The organism is Flavobacterium xueshanense, assembly GCF_900112975.1.
Classification (GTDB): domain Bacteria; phylum Bacteroidota; class Bacteroidia; order Flavobacteriales; family Flavobacteriaceae; genus Flavobacterium; species Flavobacterium xueshanense.
On the sequence record NZ_FONQ01000002.1, the window covers coordinates 403,764 to 416,017 of the forward strand.

Genomic DNA, 12,254 nt, shown 5'->3' on the forward strand with positions numbered 1-12,254 from the left:
ACTTTGTAACTTTGTGCTTTAATGAAATTAAAAATGAAATACATTTTAGCCGTTTTCTTTTCGCTGCTTTTTCTTTTATTGTCCTGCAAAAATGACAATGAAAAACGCATGGTAGAAAATAAGAAAGAAATTCAAAAAAGAGAAGTTATATTTAAAAACATACAGAAAGGTTGGGTTTTGTATGACACGCCAGTAACGGAGGCTGCTGAAAAAAGCATGGCATCTTGGAACGAATGGCGCATGTTTTTGGCTGAACTAGCGCAAAAGCCTAAAAAAACGATTGGAGCTTTTCAGCAAAAATCGAAAGCGCTTTCTAAAAAAGCAATGGCTTTAAACGATAATATTCCTTACGAATACAACAAACCTCAAATAAAAAGCAGAATTTCGATTTTGATTACTAAAGTTAGATTGTTGGATTTATTTATTCATTTGGATAACATTCCGGATAAAAAAGTGACCTTATTAGTGTCAGAAATTAACTTGGAATTGGTTTCACTTCAAAGACAAATGGACAAAATTGTGGAGAAAAGTAAAATCCCTATTGAGGAAGGTGAATCTGAATTAAGGAGAATGATGGACACGGCAAGAGCCATTCCCAATACACCAGTTATAGATCCAAATATCCCACGCGTTGAGTAAAAAAGTCCTATATAATACCTACGATAATGCGCCAAAAACTCAGCAAATAGTTGCTCGTTTATTGGAAAATAATCAAGTAAAAATGCAGCTGTCGGGACTTTTGGGTTCTGCAGTTTCGTTTATAATTCGTTCTGTTTTTAAACAATCGGAGCTTCCTTTTTTAATTGTTTTAAATAACAAAGAAGAAGCCGCATACTATTTGAACGATTTGGAACAAATGATTGGCGAACAAGATGTGCTCTTTTATCCCGGTTCGTATCGTCGTCCGTACCAAATTGAAGAAACCGATAATGCAAATGTTTTGCTTCGCGCTGAAGTCCTTAACAGAATCAATTCCCGCAAAAAACCGGCCGTTATTGTCACTTATCCTGAAGCATTATTTGAGAAAGTGGTAACCCGAAAGGAATTGGATAAAAACACGTTGAAAGTTGCTGTTAGCGACAAGATTTCCATCGATTTTATTAACGAAGTATTGTTCGAATACGAATTTAAAAGAGTCGATTTCATTACGGAACCCGGAGAATTTTCGGTTCGTGGAGGAATTGTCGATGTGTTTTCTTTTTCGAATGATAATCCGTACCGAATTGAGTTTTTTGGAGACGAAGTGGAGAGCATTCGTACCTTCGATGTAGCGACGCAATTGTCCATCGTAACACAAAAAAAGATTACTATAATCCCAAATGTGGAAAACAAAGTTTTTCAGGAAAACAGAGAAAGTTTCTTGGACTATATTTCGGAGAAAACGGTAATTTTCATTCAGAATACCGAAGATTTTTTATCACAATTAGACAAACAATTTGGCAAAGCCGAAGAAGCTTTCGCAAAATTATCGCAGGAAATAAAACGTTCGACACCGGAACAATTATTTTTGAATCAAGCGGAATTTATAAAAAGAGCGTTGGATTTCTCGATTGTGGAATTGAGTTCGAAAGCTATTTTTAGAACCACCAAAAAATTTGAATTTCACATTCAGCCGCAACCATCATTCAACAAGCAATTTGATTTGTTGCTGAATAATCTGAATGAGAATCATTTTAACGGATACAAAAATTATTTGTTTTGTTCAAATGAAGCTCAGGCGAAACGATTTCATGATATTTTCGAAACTTTGGATGAGGCCAATTCTGAGAATATCCGAAAGCAGTACAATACGATTGTTTTGCCTTTGTACCAAGGATTTATTGACGAAGAAAATCAAATAACCTGTTACACCGACCATCAGATTTTTGAACGCTACCATAAATTCAACATCAAAAATGGCTATTCGAAAAAACAGAATATTACCTTAAAAGAACTCACGACATTGTCCGTAGGTGATTATGTGACGCACATCGATCACGGAATTGGGCGCTTTGGAGGATTGCAAAAAATACAGGTTGAAAACAAAACGCAAGAAGCCATCAAGCTCGTGTATGCCGATAATGACATTGTGTATGTGAGCATTCACTCACTGCACAAGATTTCAAAATACAACGGAAAAGACGGAACGCCGCCCAAAATTTACAAATTGGGTTCGAACGCCTGGAAGATTTTAAAACAAAAAACCAAAGCAAGAGTTAAACATATTGCATTCAATTTGATTCAGTTGTATGCCAAAAGAAGGCTCGAAAAAGGATTTCAGTTTGCACCCGACAGTTATTTACAAAATGAACTGGAAAGTTCGTTTATCTATGAAGATACACCGGACCAAACCAAATCTACGGCAGAAGTTAAAGCCGATATGGAAAGCGACCGTCCAATGGATCGCTTGGTTTGTGGTGATGTGGGTTTTGGTAAAACCGAAGTTGCCATTCGTGCGGCTTTCAAAGCGGTGGACAATAGCAAGCAAGTCGCGATATTGGTTCCAACAACAATTTTAGCGTACCAACATTACAGAACATTTACAGAACGGTTGAAAGATATGCCAGTTTCCGTTGGCTATTTAAACCGTTTTAGAACGGCCAAACAAAAAGCGGAAACTTTAAAACAATTGGCCGAAGGAAAACTCGATATTGTCATTGGAACACACCAATTGGTTAACAAAAATGTAGTTTTCAAAGATTTGGGATTGTTGATTGTGGATGAGGAACAAAAATTCGGGGTCAACGTAAAAGACAAACTCAAAACCATAGCTGCAAATGTTGATACGCTGACTTTGACCGCAACGCCAATTCCTAGAACGTTACAGTTTTCGTTGATGGCAGCACGTGATTTGTCGGTAATTACAACTCCTCCACCTAACAGATATCCAATTGAAACGAATGTGGTCGGTTTCAGTGAAGAGTTGATTCGAGATGCGATTTCGTATGAAATTCAGCGAAACGGTCAGGTATTTTTCATCAATAACAGAATAGAAAATATCAAGGAAGTTGCAGGAATGATTCAGCGTTTGGTACCAAATGCCAGAGTTGGAATTGGTCACGGACAAATGGAAGGGAGAAAACTTGAAGAGTTGATGTTGGCATTCATGAATGGAGAATTTGATGTTTTGGTCGCAACCACGATCATCGAAAGTGGATTAGACGTTCCCAATGCCAACACGATTTTTATCAATAACGCGAATAATTTCGGATTGTCTGATTTGCATCAAATGCGCGGTCGGGTAGGACGTAGCAACAAGAAAGCGTTTTGTTATTTTATTTGTCCGCCATATTCTGCGATGACGGATGATGCCAGAAAACGAATTCAGGCTTTGGAACAATTCAGTGAATTGGGAAGTGGATTTAATATTGCGATGAAAGATTTAGAGATTCGTGGTGCCGGAGATTTATTGGGAGGCGAGCAAAGTGGTTTCATTAACGAAATCGGTTTTGATACGTACCAAAAAATCATGAATGAAGCCATCGATGAATTGAAAGAAAATGAATTTAAGGATTTGTATCCGGAGGAAAACAATTTGGAAACCAAAGAATATGTAAAAGACCTGCAAATCGACACTGATTTTGAGTTGTTGTTTTCGGATGAATATATCAATAATGTATCGGAACGATTGAGTTTGTATAATGAATTAGGCGCAGTAAAAAATGAAGAGGAATTGATCATTTTTCAAAATAAATTGATAGACCGTTTTGGTCCAATGCCGCCACGTTCCAAAGCGTTAATGAATAGTATACGAATCAAATGGATTGCAACCCGTATTGGAATCGAAAAATTAGTAATGAAACAAGGCAAGATGATTGGTTATTTTATTTCAGATCAACAATCCGATTATTATCAATCTAAACGTTTTCAGGATGTGTTACAGTTTGTGCAAAAACACAGTGCTATTTGTAAAATGAAAGAGAAGCAAACGCCAGCTGGATTACGACTTTTGTTGACTTTTGACAATGTGAAAAATACCAGGACAGCTTTGGAATTGATGGAGATGTTGGGGGATGAATAAATGGTGAACAAAGCTTTCAGTCTTTTGAAGACTGGAAGCTTTGTTAAATTACTTAACTATCAATTTTTCAATTTCATTTAAATTTTGATTAAAGGTATGGTAGTATTTAAAGTTTTCTAAATCGAAGATTAAAAAAAAACATCAACTTATTACCTACTCAATCGAATGAATAATAGGTTTAAGATCAACTCCTTTTTAATATTTGAAAATGAAATAGTTAGTTAAATTTTAGGATTTGTTTTTTTTACACAATCAAAAAATATAACTTTGTTATACTAAAATTTTAAGTTATGAATTTAGCCGCCAGAAAATATAATTTTATTCAAGAGTTGACTAAGATAGACGAAAATTTATTGGAAAAACTTGAAATTATTTTAAGAACCAGCAAGAAAGATTGGTTTGTTGATTTGAATTCTGAAGAAAAACTTGAAATTGAAATTGGTTTAAAACAAGCAGAAAATGACGAATTTATTAATCACGAAACCGTAATGAATAGATTTTCTAAATGGCGTTAAAGATCAAATGGACGCCACAAGCCGATAAAGGTTTGGCAATTGTTATTGAATATTTAGCGGCAGAATGGACTTTTAGAGAAATTTTGCAATTAGAAGAAAATATTAACCAAGTTACCAATCAGATTAGTCTTTTCCCTGACTTATATCCAAAATCTGAAACCTATAAAAATCTTCACAAAGCAATAATAGATAAAAATAACTACTTGATTTACCGAGTAAATTATAAAAAATCAAGTATTGAAATAATTAATTTTAGAGGGACTAAACAAAAACTGAAATATTAGAAAACCAATCTAATTCTTCAAATCCTTAATTACTTTGAAAGCAACATCTACTTGCTCTTCGCTTACTAAAATCGTGAACTCGTTTGAAGTCGAAATTACTTCATTGATAATGATTCCCTCCCAAGCCAAACGTTGAAAAATGAAATAGTAAATTCCGGGAACAACAATATTTTCTTTAGGTAATTTTACAGTAATCGAAGCCAGATTATCTAGTTTTTGAATCAATTTTTCATTGGCAAAATGCTTATCAACCAGATTATTGATGCTGTTACTGACTACAATGTTAGTTTCATTTACACCTCGGGATGAAGTGTAAAAAATATCCGGAAGTGAATTGATATCTGTAATTAAATCCGCTTGTTTGTTTAAAACGGTGTCAGATGCAGCAAAAGTATAATCAGTCAGGGCCGAACGAACGGTGATTTCCCCAATATTTTTGATGACTTTATTTATCTTGTGATTTAACCTGAAATCCAGTTCTTCTGTTAATCTTTTTAAAGCCATAACAACTGCACCTTGTTTTACTTCCTTGCCAAATTCACTTTCTAGTTCGGTCATTATGTTTCGGGATAATGAGGTCAGATTGATGATGCCCAATGATAATGCATTCAACAAAAAAGGCTTTGTTTTGATGTAATTTTCAACAATGGAGGAAACAGTTTTCATGAAGTAATTTTTTAGTTGGTTGTTATAATACGCGTAGCCAGTGTGTAAATAATACGCAAATATAAATAAAAAAACAATTTGTTACAAATATAACATAAAGAAAAAACAACTAAAAGTGATAAAAAGCGTCTATAAGGTGCTCAATTACAAAAGATTTACCTTCTTTATGGACGGCGATAATGTCAAAACGGACTTCTATATCTAAATTTCTTTCGTTTACAAATGCGTCTACTGCTTTGACAAGAAGCTGGATTTTTTTTGGTTTTACAAAATCTTGTGGCAATCCAAAATCTAATGAGGAACGAGTTTTGACTTCAACAACAGCTAGTGTGTTTCCTTTTTGGGCAAGAATATCTATTTCGGCTTTTTGGAAGGTCCAATTGGTTTGCAAAATAATGTAGCCGTCTTTCCTTAGAAATTCGACTGCCATTTCTTCTCCAAGTTTCCCCAGTTCGTTGTGTTCCGCCATAAAAAAAGTGTTCAGTGTTCAGTTGCAGTATTCAGTTTATAAACTTATGCAATCAATCCCGACGCTTCGGGACGTTAATATGCAATCAAAAATCCAAAACGATGTTCCGTATTACAACAATTATCCTCAGTCTGCCTCCGTTTAGTCTCGTCCTCCTTTAAAGGGAGCTGGAGGAAAGAATTTCTTTATTCAAAAACCAGCGTACTGCATTTTTCATTGACATTAATCGTTACATTATTTCCTAAAATTAAGGCTCTATTATCTTGAATATGACCGGCAGGAAAATTATATAAGATAGGAATATTGTATTTTTTGGTAACATCCTCGATAATTTCTATGGCATTTTTCCCCCATGGAATGTCATTGTCCTTCATTTTTGTCATGGAACCCACAACAATTCCTTTAATGCTTTCCAGACAACCATTTCGTTTTAAATTCATCATCATGCGGTCAATGTGATATAAATATTCATCTAAATCTTCTATAAACAAGATTTTATCAGCACAATCAATCGCGGATGGTGAACCAAACAAACTGTATATAATCGATAAATTTCCGCCTACTAATTCTCCGGTAGCTTTTCCGGGTCTGTTCATCAGGAAAGGATCTATTTCGTACGAAAGTTTTTCGCCAAACAACGCAATTCGCATGGTTTCTATGGCTTCTGGAGTTGCTCTAGGAGCGGTTATTGGCATGATTCCATGAATGGATTTGTAACCCATTGTATTCAAATGATTGTGTAAAACGGTTACATCACTGAAACCAACAATCCATTTTGGATTTTTTTTGAACGCCGTAAAATCCAGTAAATCAATCATTCGTACGGTTCCGTATCCGCCTTTAACGCACCAAATGGCTTTGATGTTTGGATTATCCAATTGTTGCTGAAAATCGGCGGCACGCTGCTCATCCGTGCCGGCTAATTGGTCGTTGTCTAAACCTATTGTGCTGCCTATAACCACATCCAAGCCCCAACTTTTCAATAAATTAATAGCGGGTTTCAAGTTGTCATCTGTATTTTTTCTGGCTGTTGCCAAAATAGCTACGGTATCTCCTTTTTGTAAACTAGGTGGTGTAATCATATTGTATTGGGCTTGACTGTTGAAAGATTGTAAAACAAAAATAAGCAATAGAAATTGATATAAAACAGGATGCTGTTTTTTAAAAGGGAATCGGTTTTTATTCATGCGGTAATTACTTTTCTAAAAAAAAATTAACTTGGAAGTCTATAAATGACAAAAACAAAGATAGACAATTAGAAAAACAATTCTAAATTCACCTCAAATGACTATTTTTACAAATACAGGATTCTAAAATAGGATCAAATCAACGGCGGTAAACAAATGTTGCTTATGAGAATTACGCACCGGATTCTTCTTTTATTTTTATTTTTTCCAATAGTAAAAGCAAATTCACAACAGAAAAAATACGTCATTCACACTGTTGCGTTTTATAATTTTGAAAATCTTTTTGATACTATAAATGATCCGAATACTTTTGATGAAGAGTGGACTCCAACAGGTTTGCAGCGTTGGACCTACGATAAGTACGAAAAGAAACTGGGGAACTTAGCCCGCGTTTTATCTGAAATTGGTTCTGCTGAAAATACGGACTCACCCACATTTATTGGCGGATGCGAAATAGAAAACAGAGGCGTTTTGGAAGTTTTAGTAAAACAGCCCAAACTGATCGAGAAAGATTACGGAATAATCCATTTTGATTCGCCTGACAAAAGAGGAATCGATGTGGCGCTGTTGTATCAGAAAAAGAAATTTCAGCCCACGAGTTATAGCAATATTCCGTTGTACATTTATAAAGAAGGAACTATTACAAATGAAAATTCCAAATCCAATGCTGAAGAAAAAACAGATGATGAGTTGCAAATAAGCACCAAAAATTATCGGGTTTACACGCGTGATCAGCTTTTGGTAACTGGATTTCTCGATGGCGAGGAAATTAATATCATTGTCAATCACTGGCCGTCGCGTTCTGGCGGGGAGAAGAAATCAAGTCCGTTCCGTGAAGCCGCAGGAGCATTAAACCGAAAAATAATAGATTCTTTGCAACGGATAAATCCAAATTCAAAAGTGATTGTTTTGGGCGATTTGAATGATGGACCGTATAATAAAAGTGTCAAATTTGGGCTTGGCGCCAAAGCAAAAAAGGCAGATGTACTTCCGTTCGGAATTTACAATCCATTTGAAGAAATGGCCAAAAAAGGATTTGGAACCATCGCATTTCGGGATGCTTGGGATGTTTTTGACCAAATAATGGTTTCCGAAACTTTACTTCAAACGGATTATACGAGTTTTCGGTATTGGAAAGCAGGAATTTACAACAAGTCATTCTTAATACAAACCAGCGGACAATATAAAGGCTATCCGTTGCGACATTCCGCCAGCGAAATAGGATTTAGCGACCATTTCCCAGTCTATATTTATTTAATCAAGGAAAAAAAATAACGATTTATTATTTCATAACTTTACATTTAAAATAAAAATCATGGCAATAGCAAAACCTTTCAACCTCAATAAATGGATTGACGAAAACCGTCATCTGCTCAAGCCGCCTGTTGGTAACAAAAATTTATACACAGAATCCGGTGATTATATCGTTATGGTTGTTGCCGGTCCAAACGCCCGAAAAGACTATCATTACAATGAAACCGAAGAATTGTTTTACCAACTTGAAGGCTCCATAAAAGTGATTATTCAAGAAGACGGTGAGCGAAAAGAAATGGAATTACATCCCGGCGATATGTATCTTAATCCCGCTAAAATCCCGCATTCTCCTGTGCGTTCCGAAGGTTCTATAGGACTTGTCATTGAACGAAAAAGAGCCGGACAAGGATTTACAGATGGCTTGCTTTGGTTTTGTGATTCTTGCAATCATAAACTGCACGAAGTCTATTTCGAATTGCATAATATCGAGAAAGATTTCTTGCCTCATTTCGAACATTTCTATAATTCAGAACACTTGAGAACCTGCGAAAAATGCGGAACTATAATGGAAACCGACCCAAGATTTGTTGCCAAAAAATAATTCAATGCTGAATTTATATCGGTTTTAGGAGCTAATTACTTCGTCAGTTCGCTTCGCTCGTGTCCGCTATCCGTTCTATCTTTTGCGGTCTCGTAAAAAAAACGAGACCACAAAAGGATGCCACCCCTATCGAGGCTAAAAAATTGTAAAATAAAAGTAGCAATGTTTACTATTTCACGTTAAATCAATATATTTGTAAAAAAATATAACAATTTTCAATAAAAAAGTTACAATGATAACAATAGCAGATCAATTCGGAATCAAAGATGCCCTTAAGCAATTAGGGATTGAGGAGATAAATGAAGGAACATCAACTGGAGCAGCTAATTTTGCCAACGGAAAAATCATCGAAAGTTATTCACCAGCAGATGGGACTTTAATTGCAAAAGTAAAAACGTCTTCGAAAGAGGATTATGAAAAAGCGATGCAAAAAGCTTCAGAAGCGTTTCTAGAATGGCGTATGGTTCCAGCTCCTAAAAGAGGTGATATCGTCCGTCAGATGGGAGATGAATTAAGAAAATTCAAAGAGCCTCTTGGAAAACTGGTTTCTTATGAAATGGGAAAAAGTCTTCAAGAAGGATATGGTGAAGTGCAGGAAATGATTGATATCTGTGATTTTGCGGTGGGATTATCCCGTCAGTTGTACGGATTAACAATGCATTCTGAAAGACCTTTGCACAGAATGTATGAGCAATACCACCCAATAGGAACCGTTGGAATCATTTCAGCATTTAACTTTCCAGTAGCAGTTTGGAGTTGGAACGCAATGATTGCTTGGGTTTGTGGTGATGTTGCGATTTGGAAACCAAGTTCAAAAGTACCTTTATGTGGAGTGGCTTGCCAAAATATTATCAAAACAGTTTTAAAAAGAAATAACGTTCCTGAAGGCGTTAGTTGTTTAGTGACAGGAAACGAATCAGGAGATTTAATCAATAATGATAAAAGAATTTCGTTAGTTTCTTTTACAGGATCAACCAGAATAGGACGTCATGTATCAAAAACCGTTGCAGAACGTTTTGGAAATACTATCCTTGAATTAGGAGGAAACAATGCGATTATCGTTTCGGAACATGCGGATATCAGTATGGTATTGGTTGGAGCCGTTTTTGGAGCGGTTGGAACAGCAGGACAACGTTGTACATCAACAAGACGTTTAATAATTCACGAAAGTGTTTATGACAAAACCATCAGCGTATTGAAAAACGCGTACGGTCAATTGCAAATAGGAAATCCACTGGATGAGAATAATCACGTTGGGCCACTTATCGATAAAGGCGCTGTTCAGGATTATTTGAATGCGATTGAAAGCGCCAAAAAAGAAGGCGGAAAAATCATCGTTGAAGGTGGATTGGTTGAGGGCGAAGGATATGAAAGTGGTTGTTATGTAAGACCATGTATCATTGAGGCTGAAAATCATTTTGATATCGTTCAGAGAGAAACTTTTGCTCCTATTTTATATGTAATGAAATACAGCACGATTGAAGAAGCGATTGCGTTGCAAAACGGAGTTCCACAAGGACTTTCTTCTTCTATTTTTACAAACAGCATGAGAGAAATGGAATTGTTTCTTTCTCAATCGGGTTCTGATTGTGGAATTGCCAACGTAAATATTGGTACTTCCGGAGCAGAAATTGGTGGTGCTTTTGGCGGTGAAAAAGAAACCGGTGGCGGACGTGAATCCGGTTCTGATGCTTGGAAAGCCTACATGAGAAGACAAACCAACACCATCAATTACGGAACCCAATTGCCATTGGCACAAGGAATAAAATTTGATTTGTAGGACCAAAATATAATAAACTAAAAAAGGCAATTTGAATATTTCAAATTGCCTTTTTTTATTTCAAATTCCTTCGAGAATTGTTGTGAAAAGTGTTTTATAAATTAAAAGATGCTCCAATATTAAACGTGAATTGATTGTTTAATTTATCAAAACCTATTGGATTTGTTTTGTAACTAGCAATTGGAATTCCAGCTTCGGTGAAAACACCAAAACCTTCCGTAAAGAAATAACGGAAACCCAAATGCGCACCAAAATTTCTTAAACCTAAATTCAATCCCGGGTAAAGATCCATTTTTGGATCTAATTCAAAAACATTTCCCAAGTTTGCATTGAAACGTCCCTTAACATCCACTCTGTCTCCAAAATCAGGTTTGTTTCCTAAATCATCTTTAGAAACGGATAATAAATAAGAAGTAACAAATCCGAATGACATGTTTTCTCCAACTCCAAAATCAGAAGAAACACGAATTCCAGATCCTCCGTTTTGAAAGTTAGCTCCAACATCAAATTTAACATCTCCTTTTCCTTTGAAGGCCTGAGCATTGATCAAGCCAACTGCCAATAGCAACACTAATGTGGTAATCTTTTTCATACTTTTAATTTTTTAAGTGGGTGCAAAAATAGTTCAATAAAATCTAATTTCTTCCTTTCTCGTCGAAATATAATTGGTCCAAAGGTTCGCTTTGCCAGAATTCTTTGGTGTCAACATCCATAATGCTCAATGGCCCTTTGAAAGCCGCTCCGGTATCTACGTTCCAAACATTTGCCTTTTGAACTGGAGTCGTTTCACCTATTCGGGTAACGGGCGTGTGGCCAATGTAGATTTCTTTGTATAAAGTAAAACGTTTTGGATAAAACGGGTGCTCCGCTTTCATTTTTGTGTCTAATGCCAATGCAGTTTCCCACAAGGTTCTGTCCCAGTAGAAAAGTCCGGGAAAATATTCGAAATCAACACCGTTCATATTAGTAAAACCAGCATGAACAAACAGACGACGTTGCTCATCCAGATAAAAATTATCCAGCGATTTTAGGAATTCAACGTGCTTTTGCTTTGTTTCTGCATTAACGGATTCGTAGGCCAAAACCGTCGCTTCCCCGCCATGTTTGTACCACAAAAGATTGTCCTTACTTTCGTGAAGCCATTCCAGCAATAAATCATCGTGGTTTCCGCGGATGCAAATGCAGTTTTGTTTGGTTTTTAAATCAATGATAAAATCTAGTACCTGAGGAGATTGGCTCCAGCCATCAACGTAATCTCCCAGAAAAACAAGGGTGTCTTTTTTAGTAACGTTGGCTCTTTCCATAATTTGGTGCAATGCTCGCAAACCACCGTGGATATCGCCTATAACAAGTGTTCTCATGGACTTTTTTCTTTTATTAATGCAAAAATAGCAGAAAATGAATACTATTTTTCAAGTTATAAAATTAAGTAAAAGAGTGATGAACGAAGCTTTTTTGGTTTATTTATTTTAAAAATTTTAAAGAATTTGTATTTTAA

General features: G+C 35.9%; 12 protein-coding genes. 7 read left to right on the top strand and 5 right to left on the bottom strand.

Annotated elements, in window-relative coordinates:
• Window positions 1-33: 33 nt before the first annotated feature.
• The 4 genes from BMZ76_RS04015 to BMZ76_RS04030 all read left to right on the top strand — a co-directional run bounded on the left by BMZ76_RS04015 (window position 34) and on the right by BMZ76_RS04030 (window position 4,799).
• Window positions 34-639 (top strand): hypothetical protein, encoded by a 606-nt coding sequence (locus BMZ76_RS04015; RefSeq protein WP_091203520.1) that lies wholly within the window; start codon window positions 34-36, stop codon window positions 637-639.
• Entirely contained in the window at window positions 632-4,000 is a 3,369-nt protein-coding gene (gene mfd, locus BMZ76_RS04020) for a transcription-repair coupling factor (RefSeq protein WP_091203424.1), read from the top strand. The genes BMZ76_RS04015 and mfd overlap by 8 nt, the downstream gene beginning before the upstream one ends.
• A 290-nt stretch (window positions 4,001-4,290) precedes the next feature.
• Complete coding sequence (locus BMZ76_RS04025) at window positions 4,291-4,515, top strand: hypothetical protein (RefSeq protein ID WP_091203425.1); 225 nt, start codon at window positions 4,291-4,293, stop codon at window positions 4,513-4,515.
• Window positions 4,506-4,799 (top strand): type II toxin-antitoxin system RelE/ParE family toxin, encoded by a 294-nt coding sequence (locus BMZ76_RS04030; RefSeq protein WP_091203426.1) that lies wholly within the window; start codon window positions 4,506-4,508, stop codon window positions 4,797-4,799. Before BMZ76_RS04025 ends, BMZ76_RS04030 begins: the two co-directional genes overlap by 10 nt.
• Before the next feature lie 9 nt (window positions 4,800-4,808).
• On the opposite strand, the gene BMZ76_RS04035 is transcribed toward BMZ76_RS04030, so the two are convergent.
• From BMZ76_RS04035 to BMZ76_RS04045, 3 genes are all read right to left on the bottom strand, one after another.
• Window positions 4,809-5,465: an aspartate kinase gene (locus BMZ76_RS04035; RefSeq protein ID WP_091203427.1), complete on the bottom strand. Its 657-nt coding sequence runs from the start codon at window positions 5,463-5,465 to the stop codon at window positions 4,809-4,811.
• A 109-nt stretch (window positions 5,466-5,574) separates the two neighbouring features.
• Window positions 5,575-5,934, bottom strand: coding sequence for a YraN family protein (locus tag BMZ76_RS04040; RefSeq protein ID WP_091203428.1), 360 nt, complete (start codon window positions 5,932-5,934; stop codon window positions 5,575-5,577).
• 185 nt (window positions 5,935-6,119) lie between these two features.
• Complete coding sequence (locus BMZ76_RS04045) at window positions 6,120-7,016, bottom strand: S66 peptidase family protein (RefSeq protein ID WP_167547415.1); 897 nt, start codon at window positions 7,014-7,016, stop codon at window positions 6,120-6,122.
• Window positions 7,017-7,286: 270 nt separating this feature from the next.
• Here BMZ76_RS04045 and BMZ76_RS04050 point away from each other — a divergent pair, with 270 nt between their 5' ends.
• From BMZ76_RS04050 to amaB, 3 genes are all read left to right on the top strand, one after another.
• Window positions 7,287-8,396 carry an endonuclease/exonuclease/phosphatase family protein gene (locus BMZ76_RS04050; protein WP_091203430.1) on the top strand — a complete coding sequence of 370 codons (1,110 nt, stop codon included), beginning with the start codon at window positions 7,287-7,289 and terminating at the stop codon, window positions 8,394-8,396.
• A gap of 40 nt (window positions 8,397-8,436) precedes the next feature.
• Complete coding sequence (locus BMZ76_RS04055) at window positions 8,437-8,976, top strand: 3-hydroxyanthranilate 3,4-dioxygenase (protein WP_091203431.1); 540 nt, start codon at window positions 8,437-8,439, stop codon at window positions 8,974-8,976.
• A gap of 232 nt (window positions 8,977-9,208) precedes the next feature.
• The gene (gene amaB, locus BMZ76_RS04060) at window positions 9,209-10,756 is read left to right on the top strand and encodes an L-piperidine-6-carboxylate dehydrogenase (RefSeq protein WP_091203432.1); all 1,548 of its coding nucleotides are present in this window, start codon (window positions 9,209-9,211) and stop codon (window positions 10,754-10,756) included.
• Window positions 10,757-10,850: 94 nt separating this feature from the next.
• Here the strand turns inward: amaB and BMZ76_RS04065 are convergent, their stop codons facing one another.
• Both BMZ76_RS04065 and BMZ76_RS04070 read right to left on the bottom strand, forming a co-directional pair.
• Window positions 10,851-11,348: a DUF6646 family protein gene (locus tag BMZ76_RS04065; protein ID WP_091203433.1), complete on the bottom strand. Its 498-nt coding sequence runs from the start codon at window positions 11,346-11,348 to the stop codon at window positions 10,851-10,853.
• 43 nt (window positions 11,349-11,391) lie between these two features.
• On the bottom strand, window positions 11,392-12,117 hold the full coding sequence (locus BMZ76_RS04070) for a metallophosphoesterase family protein (protein ID WP_091203434.1): 726 nt from the start codon (window positions 12,115-12,117) through the stop codon (window positions 11,392-11,394).
• Window positions 12,118-12,254: the final 137 nt, after the last annotated feature.

Coding starts and splice junctions, on each gene's coding strand:
- BMZ76_RS04030 (WP_091203426.1), top strand. CDS start 4,506: ATGGCGTTAAAGATCAAATGGACGCCACAAGCCGATAAAGGTTTGGCA.
- BMZ76_RS04050 (WP_091203430.1), top strand. CDS start 7,287: ATGAGAATTACGCACCGGATTCTTCTTTTATTTTTATTTTTTCCAATA.
- BMZ76_RS04015 (WP_091203520.1), top strand. CDS start 34: ATGAAATACATTTTAGCCGTTTTCTTTTCGCTGCTTTTTCTTTTATTG.
- amaB (WP_091203432.1), top strand. CDS start 9,209: ATGATAACAATAGCAGATCAATTCGGAATCAAAGATGCCCTTAAGCAA.
- BMZ76_RS04045 (WP_167547415.1), bottom strand. CDS start 7,016: ATGATTACACCACCTAGTTTACAAAAAGGAGATACCGTAGCTATTTTG.
- BMZ76_RS04040 (WP_091203428.1), bottom strand. CDS start 5,934: ATGGCGGAACACAACGAACTGGGGAAACTTGGAGAAGAAATGGCAGTC.
- BMZ76_RS04035 (WP_091203427.1), bottom strand. CDS start 5,465: ATGAAAACTGTTTCCTCCATTGTTGAAAATTACATCAAAACAAAGCCT.
- BMZ76_RS04070 (WP_091203434.1), bottom strand. CDS start 12,117: ATGAGAACACTTGTTATAGGCGATATCCACGGTGGTTTGCGAGCATTG.
- BMZ76_RS04025 (WP_091203425.1), top strand. CDS start 4,291: ATGAATTTAGCCGCCAGAAAATATAATTTTATTCAAGAGTTGACTAAG.
- BMZ76_RS04065 (WP_091203433.1), bottom strand. CDS start 11,348: ATGAAAAAGATTACCACATTAGTGTTGCTATTGGCAGTTGGCTTGATC.
- BMZ76_RS04055 (WP_091203431.1), top strand. CDS start 8,437: ATGGCAATAGCAAAACCTTTCAACCTCAATAAATGGATTGACGAAAAC.